General features: G+C 61.9%; 14 protein-coding genes. 10 read left to right on the top strand and 4 right to left on the bottom strand.

Annotation, left to right across the window (positions count from 1 at the left end):
* The first annotated feature begins 147 nt into the window (after positions 1–147).
* The 4 genes from LUA85_RS10610 to LUA85_RS10595 all read left to right on the top strand — a co-directional run bounded on the left by LUA85_RS10610 (position 148) and on the right by LUA85_RS10595 (position 10,134).
* Complete coding sequence (locus tag LUA85_RS10610; protein ID WP_231469521.1) at positions 148–1,515, top strand: cytochrome c family protein; 1,368 nt, start codon at positions 148–150, stop codon at positions 1,513–1,515.
* A complete protein-coding gene (locus LUA85_RS10605; RefSeq protein WP_231469519.1) occupies positions 1,515–3,503 on the top strand; it encodes a heme-binding protein in 1,989 nt (662 codons plus the stop codon). Before LUA85_RS10610 ends, LUA85_RS10605 begins: the two co-directional genes overlap by 1 nt.
* A 164-nt stretch (positions 3,504–3,667) precedes the next feature.
* Positions 3,668–5,542: a hypothetical protein gene (locus tag LUA85_RS10600; protein WP_231471836.1), complete on the top strand. Its 1,875-nt coding sequence runs from the start codon at positions 3,668–3,670 to the stop codon at positions 5,540–5,542.
* 11 nt (positions 5,543–5,553) lie between these two features.
* Complete coding sequence (locus LUA85_RS10595; protein ID WP_231469517.1) at positions 5,554–10,134, top strand: LVIVD repeat-containing protein; 4,581 nt, start codon at positions 5,554–5,556, stop codon at positions 10,132–10,134.
* A gap of 62 nt (positions 10,135–10,196) precedes the next feature.
* Here the strand turns inward: LUA85_RS10595 and LUA85_RS10590 are convergent, their stop codons facing one another.
* Both LUA85_RS10590 and LUA85_RS10585 read right to left on the bottom strand, forming a co-directional pair.
* Positions 10,197–10,574: a hypothetical protein gene (locus LUA85_RS10590; protein WP_231469515.1), complete on the bottom strand. Its 378-nt coding sequence runs from the start codon at positions 10,572–10,574 to the stop codon at positions 10,197–10,199.
* On the bottom strand, positions 10,564–10,752 hold the full coding sequence (locus tag LUA85_RS10585; protein WP_231469513.1) for a hypothetical protein: 189 nt from the start codon (positions 10,750–10,752) through the stop codon (positions 10,564–10,566). Before LUA85_RS10585 ends, LUA85_RS10590 begins: the two co-directional genes overlap by 11 nt.
* Positions 10,753–10,875: 123 nt before the next feature.
* On the opposite strand from LUA85_RS10585, the gene LUA85_RS10580 reads away from it, so the two are divergent.
* Positions 10,876–11,568, top strand: a complete 693-nt coding sequence (locus LUA85_RS10580) for a S24 family peptidase (RefSeq protein WP_231469511.1) — start codon at positions 10,876–10,878, stop codon at positions 11,566–11,568.
* Here LUA85_RS10580 and LUA85_RS10575 read toward each other — a convergent pair.
* Positions 11,565–12,011: an acetyltransferase gene (locus tag LUA85_RS10575; protein ID WP_231469509.1), complete on the bottom strand. Its 447-nt coding sequence runs from the start codon at positions 12,009–12,011 to the stop codon at positions 11,565–11,567. The genes LUA85_RS10580 and LUA85_RS10575 overlap by 4 nt on opposite strands.
* A gap of 93 nt (positions 12,012–12,104) precedes the next feature.
* Between LUA85_RS10575 and LUA85_RS10570 the strand changes: the two genes are divergently transcribed.
* Positions 12,105–12,749, top strand: a complete 645-nt coding sequence (locus LUA85_RS10570; protein ID WP_231471835.1) for an MBL fold metallo-hydrolase — start codon at positions 12,105–12,107, stop codon at positions 12,747–12,749.
* A gap of 42 nt (positions 12,750–12,791) precedes the next feature.
* Here LUA85_RS10570 and LUA85_RS10565 read toward each other — a convergent pair whose 3' ends face one another.
* Positions 12,792–13,184 carry an MAPEG family protein gene (locus LUA85_RS10565; RefSeq protein ID WP_231469507.1) on the bottom strand — a complete coding sequence of 131 codons (393 nt, stop codon included), beginning with the start codon at positions 13,182–13,184 and terminating at the stop codon, positions 12,792–12,794.
* A gap of 261 nt (positions 13,185–13,445) precedes the next feature.
* Between LUA85_RS10565 and rpmF the strand changes: the two genes are divergently transcribed.
* The 4 genes from rpmF (at position 13,446) to LUA85_RS10545 (ending at position 16,160) form a co-directional block, all read left to right on the top strand.
* Positions 13,446–13,625 (top strand): 50S ribosomal protein L32, encoded by a 180-nt coding sequence (gene rpmF, locus LUA85_RS10560; RefSeq protein WP_054106339.1) that lies wholly within the window; start codon positions 13,446–13,448, stop codon positions 13,623–13,625.
* A 27-nt stretch (positions 13,626–13,652) separates the two neighbouring features.
* Positions 13,653–14,735 (top strand): phosphate acyltransferase PlsX, encoded by a 1,083-nt coding sequence (gene plsX, locus LUA85_RS10555; RefSeq protein WP_231469504.1) that lies wholly within the window; start codon positions 13,653–13,655, stop codon positions 14,733–14,735.
* Positions 14,732–15,709: a beta-ketoacyl-ACP synthase III gene (locus LUA85_RS10550; protein WP_231469502.1), complete on the top strand. Its 978-nt coding sequence runs from the start codon at positions 14,732–14,734 to the stop codon at positions 15,707–15,709. Before plsX ends, LUA85_RS10550 begins: the two co-directional genes overlap by 4 nt.
* Positions 15,710–15,863: 154 nt before the next feature.
* Complete coding sequence (locus tag LUA85_RS10545) at positions 15,864–16,160, top strand: integration host factor subunit alpha (RefSeq protein WP_231469499.1); 297 nt, start codon at positions 15,864–15,866, stop codon at positions 16,158–16,160.
* Positions 16,161–16,168 lie beyond the last annotated feature (8 nt).

Here is a 16,168-nt window from a genome sequence, read left to right as displayed (position 1 = left end):
GTCTGTATTCATCGGGGTCGCATTGCAGCACTTCTGGCAAGCGCGCAGCACCAGGCAAAAGCCGGGCTGCGGGTGGACCAGTGGGGACGAGGGGCAATGCTCGACAATTTCTTGTCTTTCCGGCGACTGATCGCAGTGTGTCGGGCTATGCCGCGTTCAGGCGCGATGGCACTGGTTGCGTGTCTGGCTATGGCCGGGGCCGCACTGGGCGCCTCGTCGCTTGTTTCTCCGGCTGCGGTTCAGGCGCAAAGCGCAGGGGCAACCCTGCGTGGTCATCAGGGCGTTGCATCATGTGCAGGATCGACCTGCCATGGCCGCAGCGCTGCCGATGGCGCGGTCGTCCGCCAGGACGAAGTCATGCGCTGGCAGGAAGATTCGTCGCCTTCGGGCGCGCATAGTCGTGCCTGGAAAGTGATTCAGGAGCCGCGCGGGCAGGCCATCGTCCGGCGCATGGGCCTTGATTCGGCAGGTGTGCAGCGCGAATGCGCAGGCTGCCATTCGTCGCCCGGTGCCGCACGTGCCTCAGATGGCGTCGATTGCGAAGCTTGCCACGGCGCATCGGGCGCGTGGCTCTCGACTCATTACGCGGTCGGTGCCAGCCATTCGCGCAATGTCGCGCAAGGGATGACCGATCTCACCCGGCCGCAGGTGAAGGCGCAGGTCTGCCTCGACTGCCACTTCTCTGGCGACGCCAAGGGCCAGTTCATCGCGCACCGCATCATGGCGGCCGGCCATCCGCGCATCTCGTTCGAACTCGATCTGTTCACCACGCTTCAGCAGCATCACGATGAAGACGCCGACTATGTCCAGCGCAAGGGTGGCAAGTCCAACTCGATGCGGATGTGGGCGGTGGGGCAAGCCGAAGCCGTCAAGCGCAGCCTTGAACTGTTCAGCCAGCCCGCGCGCGCAATGAACGGCATTTTTCCCGAATTTACCTTCTACGATTGCCATTCCTGCCATCGCCGCATCTATGACGGGGAAGAGGGCAAGGTAACCGCCATCCCCAATCCGGGTCGTCCGATCCAGCTTGGTGCGCCTCCGTATAATGATGAGAACATGATCATGCTGCTCGCAGCAGCGCGCGCCGTTGCGCCAGATGCCGCGGTGAACTTCGATGCCAAGAGCAAGGCGTTCCATCGTGCCATGGGCGCAAATCGCGCGGAAACCGTTGCCGCCGCACAGGAGCTACGCCAATCGGCAGATCAGCTTTCTGCCCGGTTCTCGTCGGCAGCTTTCACCCGCGAACAGACTTTCGCGATCATGGACTCGATTGCCAGCGAAGCAATTGGCGAACGCTTCACCGATTATGAAGGCGCGGTTCAATCGGTCATGGCCGTTGATACCCTGCTGAACGGGCTGGTCAATCAGGGCATGGTCTCGACCGCTTCGGCCGGTGCCCTGCGCATCCAGATCAATCAGGCCTACGCCGCGGTGCGCGATCCCAATGGCTTCCAGCCGCTCGCGTTCCGGCGGGCGCTGGGCAGTGCGGTGCGTTCGATACGGAGCCTGCGCTGATGCAGTCCGGGCTGTTCCTGCGCCAGACGACGGCGATGGTGGCGTCGCTCTCGCTCACCCTTGCCGGATGCGGCGGCGGTGATTCTGGCTCTGGCGGCACGTTCACACCAACGCCGACACCAACGGCCAGTGCGCGCTTCTTTGCCGATCCGGCGCAGGAAGCGCTGACCACTGCCGAAGTGCAGCAGATCATCGCGCAGGCCGTGGGTGAGGCAAGGGCGCTCAATTACCCCGCGATCATCGCCGTGGTGGACCGGGTCGGCAATGTCCTCGCCGTGTTCCGCATGAACGGTGCGGTCACCCGCATGATCACGAGTCAGCGCACCGCGACGGGCGAGATTTCCCCACGTGAAGTGGATGCGCAAGGTCTCGATGTCGAGGCGACGATGGGCGCAATCTCCAAAGCGGTGACTGCGGCCTACCTTTCGTCCAGCGGCAATGCCTTTTCCACCCGCACTGCCAGCATGATTGTGCAGGAACATTTTCCGCCAGCACCCAATGCGCCGGGCCTTGAAGCAGGGCCGTTGTTCGGGGTGCAGTTCAGTTCACTGCCCTGTTCCGATCTCTCGGCGCGGTTTCTCACCGGTAACGCAGGCTCGGCAGCCTTCATCGGTCCGAAACGCGCGCCGCTCGGTCTCGCCGCTGATCCTGGCGGTCTGCCGCTTTACAAGAATGGCGTGGTCGTCGGCGGCATCGGCGTGATGGCCGATGGTGATTATGGCTACGATCCCGACGTAAGCAATGTCGACGGCGATCCCGAAGAATTCATGGCGCTTGCCGGGATTCAGGGGTTTGCCCCCGCCGCCGACATTCGCGCCGATCGCATAACCGTTGACGGAACGACACTCCGCTTTGCCGATGCGCGTATCGAGGGCCTGCATCCGCTGGAAACCAGCTTTGCCGCTATCAACAACGTGGTCGGCGCACTGGTTCCTGTGCGCGGCTATTACGATGGCACAGCGGTTATCCCCGGCACGCCGTATGGCACGGAAAAAAGCGGGATACGCCGCGCCACGTCTTCGGAGTTTTCGCTGGCCGACGCTTATGTGCTGACCAACGGGTCGGGCACTCCGCGCTATCCGATCAAGGCGGCTACCGATGCGGGCGTGGTCAGCCAGCCGCTCACGGCCGCCGAAGTGCGCGCCGTGCTGGAAGAGGCGTTCACGATCATGACCCGCGCCCGCGCGCAGATTCGCCGTCCACTGGACAGCCGCGCGCAGGTTTCGATTTCCGTGGTCGATACCTTCGGCGAAGTGCTCGGCCTTGTTCGCGGGCCTGACGCGCCAATCTTTGGCATCGACGTTTCGCTGCAGAAGGCGCGTACTGCCGCGTTCTTCTCCAGCAGCGTTGCTGCGCAGCAGTTGAACGAGAACACTGACGCCGAAGTGCCGGCATTCGTGCAGCGGACACGCGATTTCCTGGGGGATCAGACCGCGTTGACCGGCAAGATCGCCTTTGCCGATCGGGCCGGCGGCAATCTTTCCCGGCCGTTCTTCCCCGATGGCGAAGTTGGTCGTCCCAATGGTCCGCTGTCGCGCCCAATCACCGATTTCAGTCCATTCGCGACCGGCCTGCAGATCGCGCTGGTCAAGGCCAATCTCCTTCAGCACGCGGTCTTCGTCGAAAACCGGCTGAACGCGCGCGATGTGGTGCAGACCTGCACCGCCGTGCCCGATACGCCCACCGGCAAGAAGCGTCTGGCCAACGGTATCCAGATTTTCCCCGGCTCGGTGCCGATCTACCGCGGGAACCAGCTTGTCGGCGCTATCGGTATTTCAGGTGACGGGATCGATCAGGATGACATGATCGCCTTCCTTGGTGCGCATAATGGCGGGGTGAAAGCGGGCGGAATCGGCAATGCGCCCAAGGCGATCCGTGCCGATACCATCGTGGTTCCGGTCGGATCGGGGGTCAGGCTGCGCTATGTGAACTGCCCGTTCGCGCCGTTCCTCGATACCTCCGAACAGAACGCTTGCGAGGGCAAGTGATGCAGCAGGTCATCGCCCTAATCGCGCCCGCGCTAGGTCTCGCCACACCGGCGGCACCGCCCATGGCCTTGCCGTTCCACGTCCTTGCGGCCGTACAGGCGGCCACGCCGGGTACGATGGCTGCACCGGAAGCCGCTTCGGCTCAGTCGGACAGTGCTTCGCAGATGCCCCAGGCAGAGACCCCGGCCTTGCCCGGTGGCGAAACCGAGGCTGACCAGGCCCTGATCGATGGTCGTCGCCGTCCGGGCTTCAACAAACAGCTTCCCGAACGCGTCGAACAGGACAATCCGGGCGCGGTAAACGCCCCGCCACCCGAAGCCTTCTATGATAAATATGATGGCGATGGCCCGATCGGCGATCTTGGACTCGAAGTCGGCCTGCCCGATCGCTGGCGCATCATGTCTTCGCTCTGCCCGCAAAGGGACGCGGCCACGGGCAAGAAGGATCGTTCGCTTTACACTTTGTTTCCCAGGCTCGAATATGTCTGCCATTCCAAGCTCGATCCATTCCATCATAACCTGATCAAGGGCGATCTTCCGCTGGCCAGGGGCAAGCGCCCCGGTTTTCTGAAGGGTGATGACTGGTTCCTGATCGCCAGCGCCGTGTCCGATACCGTGGTCGAGCCGCGCAGTTTCCCGATCCCCGTGGGCAACCAGACGACGACCAACCCGAACGCCATCGATACGTTCGGGCGCAGCCACAGCCTTGTTTTGTCGCAGACCTTCATTGCGGGCATTTCGCTGCTCAAGGGCATGACCGCATACAAGCCGCCAGTGGTGGAATACCGGATCGCGGTGGCGGCAAACCTGAACCACGTTCAGGTGCCGGAACGCCGTATTCTGTTCGTCGAACCGTCCAAGGGGACGCGCCGCACCGATGCCTTCATCGGCTTACAGGAAGCCTTCATCGACTACCACATTGGTCGTTTTGATAACAAACGCTACGATTTCATCAGCATGCGCGCCGGTATCCAGCCGATGCAGTCTGACTTTCGCGGTTTCCTGTTCAACGACAACCAACTGGGCGTGCGCCTGTTCGGCAATCGGGACAACAACCGCTTCCAGTTCAATCTTGCTGCATTCTGGCGGCTTGAAAAGGAAACCAATTCCGGCCTCAACGATGTCAGCCGCGCACCGCGCAACGACTGGGTGTTCATGGCAAACCTCTATCGCCAGGATTTCCCGGTGGTCGGCCTGACCAGCCAGGTTTCGGTCACATACAACATGAACCGCGAGCGCAATGAAGTTACCGTCGACACCAACGGCTTTCCGGTTCGTCCGGCATTGCTGGGCGATTTGCGCGGGCGCGAATACGATGTGGTCTATCTCGGCTACGCTGCCGATGGCCGGATCGGTCGGATCAACCTGACAGGGCAGTTCTATGCCGCACTGGGTGAGGACCGCAACAATTTCCTCACCAGCCGCGCGGCAGAAATCAGGGCTTTCATGGCTGCCGCCGAAGTCAGTTACGACATCGATTGGACGCGTATCCGCCTGTCCGGCCTTTGGGCCAGCGGCGACAGTGATCCTTACGACAGGATCGAAGGCGGCTTCGATGCGATCTTCGAGAATCCGCAGTTTGCAGGCGCCGATACCAGCTACTGGATCCGCCAGACGATCCCGTTTGCGGGCGGTGGTCGCGCAATTTCGGTCAACGGCCGCAACGGCATCCTCAATTCGCTGCGTTCGTCCAAGGAGCAAGGCCAGTCGAATTTCACCAATCCCGGCACGATGCTGGTGGGGCTTGGCACCGATTTCGATTTGACGCCTACCTTGCGGGTTTCGACCAATCTCAATCACCTTTGGTTTGAAAACACCAAAGTCCTTCAGGTTCTGCGCAACGAAGGCTCGATACCGCGCGATATTGGCTTCGATGCGTCGGTCTCTGCCATCTGGCGTCCCAATGCCTCGCAGAATCTCGTGTTCCGCCTTTCGGGCGCGGTGCTTGAGCCGGGCGGCGGGTTCGATGACCTGTTCGCCCAGCAGGGCAAGGCAAGCCGCTTCTATTCCGTCCTCGCCAACGCGACCCTGGCCTTCTGATGAATCATCCCATGACCAAACCGCGCCGCACTCGCAAACTTCCCTTGGCATGGCTGATCGCTGCACTCACCGTGCTGCTGGTGCCAAGCGCGCTTTACGCTTCGGGCGAAGAAGCGGCACAGAAGGTGGCGCACAGCCGCGCCCCTGCCGCGCCGCGCGGCCAACCGGGCGAAACGGCTGAAGAACAATGGGCTTTCGTCGACAAGCAGAACGTCGGCTGCGTCAGTTGCCACACCAAGAGCGATCACCGCACGATGCATGCCAGCCCCGCCGTGGTGCTGTCGTGCGTCGATTGTCATGGCGGCAATACCAAAGTCGTCGCGGACCGTTCGTGGAACAGCAATTCGATGGAGTATATGGGCGCACTGAAGGACGCGCACGTCCTGCCCAGGTATCCCGCCGCTTGGGGCTGGCCAGCTTCGGCCAATCCGAAGCGCTCCTATGCACTGCTCGCCAAGGAAAGCCCGGAATTCGTCCGCTTCGTCAACCCGTCGGACTACCGCGTCGCGCGCGATTCGTGCGGCGCTTGCCACATGTCGATCATCGAGGCGTCCGAACGCTCGCTGATGAGCACGGGCGCGATGCTGTGGGGCGGGGCGGCCTATAACAACGGCATCGTACCGTTCAAGAATTACCTTTTTGGCGAAAGCTTTACCCGTACCGGCGAACCGGCGCTGCTCAAATCCGGCTCGAAGGAAATCGGGCCGGACGGCAAGCCGATGTGGGGTACGGTCACACCAAAGGAAAAGGCCCGCGGCGCGCTGCCGGTCATGTATCCCTTGCCGCGGTGGCACACGATCCCGCCGGGCGACGTGTTCCGGGTGTTCGAGGATGGTGGCCGCACCATCAATCCGCAGTTCCCCGAAATCGGCCTGCCCAACTCGACCGGCCTGATCCAGCGGCTTGACGAACCGGGTCGCCCCGATCTCAAGCAGTCGAACCGTGGCCCCGCCACTGGCTTGCGCGTGGCCATTCCGGTGCTGAACATCCACAAGACGCGCCTTAACGATCCATTCCTGTTCCAGATGGGCACCAATGACCAGCCGGGCGATTATCGCTCATCGGGCTGCGCTGCTTGCCACGTAATCTATGCCAACGACCGCGAACCGCGCCACAGCCTGAACTATGGCAAGTGCGGGCGTGATGGGCAGACGGTCACCGCCGATCCCACGATCAACGGCTTGCGCGAAGGCCAGCACCGCAAGGGGGCATACGGCAGCTACGACGCTGAAAAGGAAGAGCATCACGACAAGGTGCGTGGCACTGTGCTCCGCGGGAAGGGCGCATACGTTACCGGCGACAAGTCTGTTCCTGAACAATCTGCCGATATGGAAGGCGATTGCGCGCGCGCAATCTCTTCGGCCCAGCAACTGGTCTATGCCCCGGCAAAGGGTGTCGCCCCGCATGGCACGATGGACCATGAAAAGATGGATCAGGCATCGGCCCATGCTGCGGCTGGTCTTGATGAAAAGGGCCACGCCAGGAAGGCAGGCGTCCATGGCGACGAACATGCCGGAACCGGTCCCGTCGCCATGCAGGACCGCGAGAGGGGCCATCCGCTGGTGCATGCCTTTACCCGCGCGATCCCGACCGCGCAGTGCATGAACTGCCACATGCATCAGCCCAATATCTTCCTGAACACCTACCTTGGCTACACCATGTGGGATTACGAATCCGATGCGGATTCGATGTGGCCGGGGCCGGAAAACCGTGCGCCGCGCCCTGCGGGCATGACCGACGAGGACTATTCGAAGTATTTCAAGAAGCAGTTCCAGCCAAACATCGACGAACAGCGCGAAGTGCTGGACCGCAACCCCGAAGGCGCATCCACGCGCGGGTTGTGGCGCGACGTCGAATTCCTGCGTAACGTCTATGATCTCAACCCGCAGTTGAAGGACACCCAGTTCGCCGATTATCACGGCCACGGCTGGAATTTCCGCGCGATCCTGAAGCGCGATCGCCGCGGTAACCTGCTCGATGACGAAGGCGACATGTCGTCCTATGGCACCGACAAGGCGCACATCATCGATCCGGCTGACCCGGAAAAGTTCCGCAAGGCAGGCGAAGCCAAGTTCGTGGAAGCCGGGCCGGACAATCCGGGCAAGGCGGTCCACATGATGGACATCCATGCGCAGATCGGCATGCAATGCGCCGATTGCCACTTCTCGCAGGACAGCCACGGCAATGGCATGATCTATGGCGAAGTCGCCAACGCGGTCGAGATCGGCTGCAAGGATTGCCACGGTACGCCCGATGCGTACCCGACGCTGCTGACCTCCAATCTCGCCGCGCCAGAAAAGGGCAACAACCTTTCGCTGCTGCGCAACGCCGATGGACAGCGCCGCTTCGAATGGTTCAACCAGCCTGACGGTCGTCGCGTTCTGGTCCAGCGCTCGATCATCGATCCCAACCTGTCGTGGCAAGTCAGCCTGGTGAAGGATTCGGTTGATGCGCGCTATCAGGGGCAGATGGATGCCGCTGGCAAGCCGATCTTCAATCCCAAGGCCGCGCGCGCGAAGCTGATGGCGAAGTCTGCCTCTGATGACGGCGCCTACAAGTTCGGCACCGGCGTTGCCAAGGAAGCGCGCGCTCATCGTGACGACGACATGGCCTGCTTCACCTGCCATCTTTCGTGGACGACATCGTGCGCAGGCTGCCATTTGCCAATCGAGGCAAACTGGAAAACGGCTACGCAAAAGTACGAGGAAGACTACACCCGCAATTACGCGACGTATAACCCGCAGGTTGCGCGCGATGACATGTTCCAGCTGGGCAAGCATCAGCGCAACAAGTCGTCGGGCAGTGATCCGGTGCAGTTCGATGCGGCGGGCAATCCGGTGTCGGGCAAGGCGATCACCGCGCCGATCCGCTCGACCTCGGCACTGATCCTGTCATCCACGAACATCAACCGCGAACGCATCTATGTGCAGCAGCCTCCGATTTCGTCGATCGGCTATTCATCGCAAGCCTTCGCGCCGCACTTCCCGCACACCGTCCGCAAGAACGAGACCAAGCAGTGCACCGATTGTCACATCAGCCAGGATGAAGACAATAACGCCACGATGGCGCAATTGCTGCTGCTGGGCACCAATTACGTGAACTTCGTGGGTCTCAACGCCTGGTTCGGTCTTGATGGCGGCTTTGAAGCCGTGCGCGTGACCGAATGGGACGAGCCGCAAGCTGTCATCGGATCGTATCTCCATCGCTATGCCTATCCCGATTACTGGAAGCAGCACGTCGAGACCAACGACCGCGAACTGAAGAACTGGACGCGCGGCAAGATCATGGATAGCAAGCTTTCGGGCGAAACCACCGGGCAGGAACAGTTTGCCAACGTGGTGGAAGGCACCAAGGATGCAGTCCGCTGCCTCCAGATGCGCGGCGAATACATGTTCGTGGCCGAAGGCAAGGGCGGTTTCCGCGCCTATGATATCGCGGCGATCGGGAACAAGGGCTTCTCCGAGCGTATCGTCACCGCGCCGTTCTCGGCGCTGGGCCACGATACTCATGTGAAGACCGCAAATGCCACCTGCATGGCCTTGCCCACCAATCAGGCCATTGCACCCACGCGCAATTCGCCAGAACTGCGGGCGGTCAATCAGGAGCAGCCGTTCTCGCCGATCTACAGCTATGCCTTCGTCACCGATGCGGTCGAAGGCCTGATCGCGGTCAATGTCGATACCCTGGCCGATGGCGAATTCCGCAACAATTTCTTCACCCGTGCGATGACGTTCAATCCCGATGGTGTGCTGACGGGCGCAAGGCATATCACATTGGCCGGTGACTACGCCTATGTCGTTACGGACAAGGCGCTGGTCACGGTTCACCTGACCAAGCCATGGAGCCCGGACAAGCCTTGCGAAGTGAGCAATGCCAAGGGTGGCGAGACCTGCCTTGCGCCGCGCATCACCTCGGTCGTGCCCTTGCGGGATCCCCGCGCAACCGCCGTGCAATTCCGCTATCTTTGGGTAACGACGGCGAACGGTCTTGAACTGATGGACGTGACCAATCTGGCCCAGCCCAAGGCAGTTGCGGGCGCCGTGGTGCCGCTCACCGATGCACGGCGGGTCTATCTTGCGCGTACTTACGCCTATGTTGCGGCCAAGTCGCAAGGCCTGGTGATTGTTGACATCACCGCGCCTGTGCGGCCCTCGATCTACGCCAGCTACACAGCCGGCGGGCAGCTCAACGATGCTGAGGACGTGATCGTCGCGTCAACCAACGCCTCGCTGTTTGCCTATGTCGCCGATGGCCGGAACGGGATGAAGGTGCTGCAATTGACCTCGCCCTCCAGCCAGCCCAATTTCTATGGCTTCTCGCCCGAACCCAAGCCCGAACTGATCGCATGGGCGCGTACGCCAACCCCGGCCATTGCCCTGTCGAAGGGGCTGGACCGTGATCGTGGTGTGGACGAGACCGGGGGACAGATGGCGGTGTTCGGTCGCCTCGGCTCGCGTCCGTTCAATCGCAGCGAGATGGAGGAACTGTTCCTCAACGCCAAGGGTGATGTGTTCCGTGTGTCGAATGCGGTGGACATGAGCCTGTGGGTCGGCGCGAAGGCGGCTCCGCTGCTGTCCCGGATGGACCGCTAAGCTATCTGCCAGTTGGAGAGGAGACCGGGCGCCCACGCAGGCGCCCGGCATTCCTCACCGGATCAGTCCTGATCAAGCAGCAGCAGTTCACATTCCACTTCCATCAGTGGCGCGGGCAGCAGTTCATGGTCCACCCGCGCAATGCTTGCATCGGCCACCAACTTGCTGCGCAGGCGGAACTCATGGTCCGGCAGCATCAGGACAAAGCGTTCGCCGTCGCTCACCGCATCGCTGCCTGCAAAGCGCAGGACCATGGTGTGACGGGTGCCGGTGAACGTGATGCTTGCCCATGGCGTTTCGCGATGGGCAATCACTTGCGCCAGCGGTCCGGCAATTTCGCGCAGTTCACGCAGAAGCCGCTCTGCCACTGAAAGGCGTCGTGGTGGCGGCATCGTGGTGGCTTCAGCTTTTGTCTCAAAAGCGCGCAGATCAAGCAGCATGGACATTTGCTCCAAAAGTGTTCATGAAATGTTCCACGCGCTGTACCATCGCAGAACGCGGCTCGCGGCCGTTGCGCAGATCACCGACCAGCCGGGGATCATGCGCGGCAAGGCGGCCGAACTTGGTCACGGGCATCCCCGTGTTCTCGATGAATTTTTCGATCTTACGGATGAGCATCTTCGGTTTGACCCTCCCGGACATAAGCAAAAATGAGAAGCGACTCGAAATAGGATAAATCCTATGTTGACGTTCAAATCCTACATGGCTAGGAAAAGTCCTTCGAAAGTGGAGTAAGGTCCGATGGAAGCCGAAAACGATGCCGGAGCGCGTTCGCGTCTTGTCGCGCTGGCGGCGGCGCGGGGCGTCAGCCTTGCCGCGCTGTCCGGGCTGATCGGTCGGAACACGACTTATCTCCAGCAGTTCGTGCGCAAGGGCAGCCCCCGTAAGCTTGAGGAGAATGACCGGCGGACTCTGGCCCAGTTCTTCGGCGTTCCTGAACAGGAACTGGGCGCTGGGGCGCGCGGCGCGGTGGCGGCGATCGGGCAGGGTGGCGGTGTTGTGGCACCCGTTGGACAGCGGGCGGCACTGGCCGAATGGGCAGATGTTCCGCGCCTGCCGTTGGGCGCTTCGGCAGGGCCGGGCGCACACACATCAGAGGAAATTCCCTCCGGCCGTCTGCGTTTTTCCAATCGTTGGCTGAAGGCGCAGGGGCTTGAACCTGTGATGCTCTCGGTCATCGAGGTCGAGGGTGATTCGATGGAGCCGACCCTGCGCGATGGGGACGAAATCCTTGTCGACCGCACTCCGCGGCCCTTGCGCGCCGGGATTCACGTGATCCGGCTGGACGATGTCCTGCTGGTCAAACGGCTCGAATCGGGAGCGGGCGGGGCGTTGCGCATTATTTCCGATAACGCTGCCTATCCGCGCATGGAGCGGCCTGCGCAGGACGTCGAGATCATCGGCCGGGTCGTCTGGAAAGGCGGGCGACTTTAGGAATTGCAGCCCGCGTGGCGCATGTGGACCAACGGATAAGCTCGCCCTTGTCCGTCGCGGTCTGAACGCCCGGTCTCGACAAAGCCCAGCCGCCGATAGAACTGCACAGCGCCGCCGTTTTGTGCGTTCACATCGATGGACATTCCGGGATTGTCTGCCAGGGCGCGCGAAACCAGGGCTTTGCCGATGCCGGTGCCATGGTGTGCAGGATCAACGAACAGGGCTTCCAGCATTCCGTCCGCTACAAGCATGAACGCGATTGCGCAGTCATTTTCATCAACGGCCAGCAGCAGGGGAACATGGGGCAGGAAGGCGGCCACTTCATCACCGATGGCAACGCGATCGGCGGGCGTCAGGAACGGGTGCGTGGCATCGACGGCAGCGGCCCAGACGGCAAGGGTGCGCGCTGCATCGTCCGGCCGGGAAAGGCGCAGGGAAATCATGGCATGCAAACTATTCGCCCGCCAACGGCATTGCAATTGGCCAGGGTTGAGGCCAATTTCATGGCCATGAACCAGCACGAAGCCCAGCCACCCATGAAAGTGGCGATCATTCCCGTGACCCCGCTTGAACAGAACTGTACGCTGGTGTGGTGCACCAGAACGATGAAAGGCGCCTTCATCGATGCCGGCGGTGACATCGAAAAGCTGAAGCTGGCGGTCGAGCGGTCCGGGGTGACGGTCGAGAAACTGCTCGTCACGCACGGTCATGTCGATCACTGCGGCGTCACCGGAATTCTGGCGAAGGATCTGGGTGTGCCGATCGAAGGCCCGCATGAGGCCGACCGCTTCTGGATTTCGCGGCTCGACGATGATGGCCGCCGCTGGGGCATTACCGGCGAAGTGTTCGAGCCGGACCGCTGGCTGTCAGACGGCGACAAGGTAACCATCGGTGAACTTGAACTCGATGTGGTCCACTGTCCCGGCCATACACCGGGCCACGTGGTGTTTCATCACGCGCCGTCCCGCTTTGCAATTGTCGGCGATGTCCTGTTCCAGGGATCGATCGGGCGCACCGATTTTCCGATGGGCAATCATCAGGACCTGCTCGATTCGATCACGCAGAAGCTCTGGCCCTTGGGGGACGATACCATGTTCGTCCCCGGCCATGGGCCTCACAGCACCTTTGGCCGCGAACGCCAGACCAACTCTTTCGTCAGCGATTTCGCGCTCAAGCAATAAGTGCGCGCAGGGATAGCCGTCGGCAGGTCCGCGCCAAGGGCGTTACATATCGAGCGCGATCGACACCGCCCAAACGCCAAGGCCCAGTTGTGCCGCCATGGTCGTGAGTGTGCCGAGGCCGCGCAGGAAGCCCAGCGGCCCCCCGTCCATCCCGATGCCATGGGCGACGCGGCCCAGCAAGTAGATGGCCGCCGTGCCGAGCAGGAACGGGTTGCCGCTGCGGGCCAGTTCGATCGTCGCAACCAGCACCAGCACGATTGGGGTGTTTTCGATAAAATTGGCCTGCGCGCGCATCCGCGCGATCAGGGTCATGTCGCCGCCATCACCGATGCTGATTTTACGGCTGCTTCGGATCATGCCGATGCGGATTGAAAGCCATATGTTGATTGCGGCTGCGGCTGCGGCTGCGCACAGCGTGATCGGTAAAATGGTCATGCCTTCAAATGCTCCCCCGATGAAATTCGCCAGTCCCTGACGATCTTGCACCAGCCTAGCGCGCGCAAGCTTGCAAAGCACCAGAAATTCCGTATAGGCGCGCCTTCGCCCGTGTTTCGGCGAATCCCGTTCCTGCTGCGCTCGTCGCTGCGTGCGGGTCCAGCGTCCGGCTATCGTGGTCGGGATTGGGCTTGTGCGATGGATCGGTATTCCCTATCGCGCCCGCATCAAACGTAAGCAATTTCAGGAACAGGTGCCGAAATGGCCGTCCCCAAAAGAAAGACTTCGCCCTCACGCCGGGGCATGCGCCGCAGCCATGACGCGCTCAGCGTCGATGCATTCCACGAATGCTCGAACTGCGGTGAACTCAAGCGTCCGCACAACCTGTGCAACGCTTGCGGTCACTACAACGGTCGCGAAGTCATCGCTGTCGGGCTTTAAGCCCATCAACGGGGGGGATTCGGGAATATGAGCCTGCCGCGTATCGCCGTCGATGCGATGGGCGGTGATGAGGGTGTGCGCGTTATGGTGGAAGGCGCGGCTCTTGCCCGCCGTCGCCATGATCGTTTCAAGTTCCTGCTGGTCGGGGATGAAGCGCGCATCAAGCAAGCGCTCGAAAATCACCCGAACCTTCGCGGGGCGTCGGAGATCCTCCACGCCCCCGATACCGTCAGCGGTGAAGAAAAGCCCACGCAGGCCCTGCGACGCGCCAAGACCACATCGATGGGCATGGCCATCAATGCGGTGAAGCAGGGTCATGCCGGCGCTGCTGTCAGCGCGGGCAATACCGGTGCGCTCATGGCCATGGCCAAGCTGGCGCTGCGAACGATGCCGGGGATTGACCGGCCTGCATTGTCGGGTCTGCTGCCGACTCTTGGCGATAACGATCTCGTCATGCTCGATCTTGGCGCCAACACCGATTGCGATGCCCGCAACCTCGTTCAATTTGCGATCATGGGCGCGGCCTATGCCCGTATCGTCAGCAATCTTCAGGCGCCGCGTGTGCGCCTGCTGAACATCGGCACCGAAGAATCCAAGGGCACCGATACCCTGCGCGATGCCGCGAACCAGCTCAAGGCGCTGGCTGACGATCTTGCGATGTCATTTGACGGCTTCACCGAGGCTGACAAGCTGTCGCGCGGCGATTTCGATGTGGTTGTCACCGATGGGTTTTCGGGCAACATCGCGTTGAAATCCATGGAAGGCGCGGCCCGTTTTGTGGCCGATCTCCTTCGTCGCAGCTTTTCCTCCTCGCTGCGCTCCAAGTTCGGTTTCCTGATCTCGCGTCCGGCCACCGAATTGCTCAAGCATCACCTTGACCCGAACAATCACAACGGCGCGGTTTTTCTGGGACTTAACGGCATCGTCGTGAAGAGCCATGGCAGCGCTTCGGCAGTTGGCGTGGCGAACGCGGTTGCGGTCACGGCGCGTCTGCTGGAGGAAAACCTGACAGAACGGATCCAGGCCGATCTTGCCCGCCTGGGCGCCGAGGCCATTCGTTCAAACGGGCGTGGCAAATCGGCCGCCATGAATGGCGAGAACGCGGCATGACCTTGCGCAGCGTTCTGAAGGGAAGCGGCTCCGCCCTGCCGAAACGTGCCGTATCGAATGCCGAAATGGCGACGATGGTCGATACCACCGACGAATGGATCGTCGAGCGGACCGGCATCCGCAATCGCCACATAGCGGGCGAGGGGGAAACCACAGCGACGCTGGCAACCGAGGCCGCCCGCAAGGCGCTGGCCGCAGCCGGGGTTGACGCATCGCGCGTCGACCTGATCGTTCTGGCGACCGCAACCCCTGACCAGACGTTCCCCGCAACCGCCACCATCGTTCAGCACAACCTTGGTTGCAATGGCGGGATCGCGTTCGATGTAGCGGCGGTCTGTTCCGGCTTTCTCTATGCCATGGCTACCGCCGATTCGATGATCCGCACCGGCATGGCCAAGTGTGCGCTGGTGATCGGGGCCGAAACCTTCAGCCGCATTCTCGATTGGGAAGACCGCACAACCTGCGTCCTGTTCGGTGATGGGGCAGGGGCCATCGTGCTCGAAGCGCAGGACGTTGACGATAGCGATCCGTCCGCGCCGGGCATCATCGCAACGCGGCTCCACGCCGATGGCGCACACAATGAACTGCTCTATGTCGATGGCGGTCCATCCACCACCGGCACTGTCGGCAAGCTGCGCATGCGCGGGCGCGAAGTGTTCCGCCACGCCGTCACCAACCTTGCCAATGTGCTGACCGAAGTGCTCGAAGCATCGGGCCAGGCATCGGGCGATATCGACTGGGTGGTGCCGCATCAGGCAAATCTGCGCATTCTCGATGCCACGGCGCGCAAGCTGGGCCTGCCATCGGAAAAGGTGATCGTCACGGTCGATCGCCATGCCAATACCAGCGCGGCATCCGTGCCTCTGGCCTATGATACGGCTGTGCAGGATGGCCGGATCAAGCCGGGCGACCTTGTGATGTTCGAGGCGATGGGCGGCGGCTTTACCTGGGGGGCCTGCCTCGCGCGGGTCTGATCCTCGCGGGGGTCTGTTCCCGTGCGGGCGTGATCGCATTCTGCGTTTCGTTTTGGGCCTTATCGTTTATCCCCAAGCCATTGCATTGCGTTCCTGAGAAACGGCGTTATTCTGCCGCCTTCTTTGGTCAGGACGGTTTGGGAGAACGAGGGGGATGCGTTCCATTGGCACACTTACGCGGGCGGATCTCGCGGAAAGCATCAATCGCCGGGTGGGGCTGTCGCGGGCGGATTCGCTGGTGATGGTAGAATCCATTCTGCAGCACATGTGTGGCGCGCTCGCTGACGGCGAGAACGTCAAGATTTCGGGCTTCGGCACTTTTCTGCTGCGCGACAAGGCGGAGCGGGTCGGGCGCAATCCCAAGACCGGTATCGAGGTGCCTATCACCCCGCGCCGCGTCCTGAGCTTCCGCGCCAGTCAGATGCTGAAGGACCGCATCGGCCAGGGCTGAGTTTCCCG

The sequence above is a fragment of the Novosphingobium sp. CECT 9465 genome (assembly GCF_920987055.1).
Classification (GTDB): domain Bacteria; phylum Pseudomonadota; class Alphaproteobacteria; order Sphingomonadales; family Sphingomonadaceae; genus Novosphingobium.
Note: the sequence above shows the minus strand (reverse complement) of the source record. Positions and strands in the feature narration are given on the sequence as shown.

What these genes read in the sequence shown, in the direction of transcription:
- LUA85_RS10545 (WP_231469499.1), top strand. Translation starts at nt 15,864, where the DNA reads ATGCGTTCCATTGGCACACTTACGCGGGCGGATCTCGCGGAAAGCATC.
- LUA85_RS10575 (WP_231469509.1), bottom strand. Translation starts at nt 12,011, where the DNA reads ATGATTTCCCTGCGCCTTTCCCGGCCGGACGATGCAGCGCGCACCCTT.
- LUA85_RS10590 (WP_231469515.1), bottom strand. Translation starts at nt 10,574, where the DNA reads ATGCTGCTTGATCTGCGCGCTTTTGAGACAAAAGCTGAAGCCACCACG.
- plsX (WP_231469504.1), top strand. Translation starts at nt 13,653, where the DNA reads ATGAGCCTGCCGCGTATCGCCGTCGATGCGATGGGCGGTGATGAGGGT.
- rpmF (WP_054106339.1), top strand. Translation starts at nt 13,446, where the DNA reads ATGGCCGTCCCCAAAAGAAAGACTTCGCCCTCACGCCGGGGCATGCGC.
- LUA85_RS10605 (WP_231469519.1), top strand. Translation starts at nt 1,515, where the DNA reads ATGCAGTCCGGGCTGTTCCTGCGCCAGACGACGGCGATGGTGGCGTCG.
- LUA85_RS10580 (WP_231469511.1), top strand. Translation starts at nt 10,876, where the DNA reads ATGGAAGCCGAAAACGATGCCGGAGCGCGTTCGCGTCTTGTCGCGCTG.
- LUA85_RS10550 (WP_231469502.1), top strand. Translation starts at nt 14,732, where the DNA reads ATGACCTTGCGCAGCGTTCTGAAGGGAAGCGGCTCCGCCCTGCCGAAA.
- LUA85_RS10585 (WP_231469513.1), bottom strand. Translation starts at nt 10,752, where the DNA reads ATGCTCATCCGTAAGATCGAAAAATTCATCGAGAACACGGGGATGCCC.
- LUA85_RS10610 (WP_231469521.1), top strand. Translation starts at nt 148, where the DNA reads ATGCCGCGTTCAGGCGCGATGGCACTGGTTGCGTGTCTGGCTATGGCC.
- LUA85_RS10565 (WP_231469507.1), bottom strand. Translation starts at nt 13,184, where the DNA reads ATGACCATTTTACCGATCACGCTGTGCGCAGCCGCAGCCGCAGCCGCA.
- LUA85_RS10595 (WP_231469517.1), top strand. Translation starts at nt 5,554, where the DNA reads ATGACCAAACCGCGCCGCACTCGCAAACTTCCCTTGGCATGGCTGATC.
- LUA85_RS10570 (WP_231471835.1), top strand. Translation starts at nt 12,105, where the DNA reads ATGAAAGTGGCGATCATTCCCGTGACCCCGCTTGAACAGAACTGTACG.
- LUA85_RS10600 (WP_231471836.1), top strand. Translation starts at nt 3,668, where the DNA reads ATGCCCCAGGCAGAGACCCCGGCCTTGCCCGGTGGCGAAACCGAGGCT.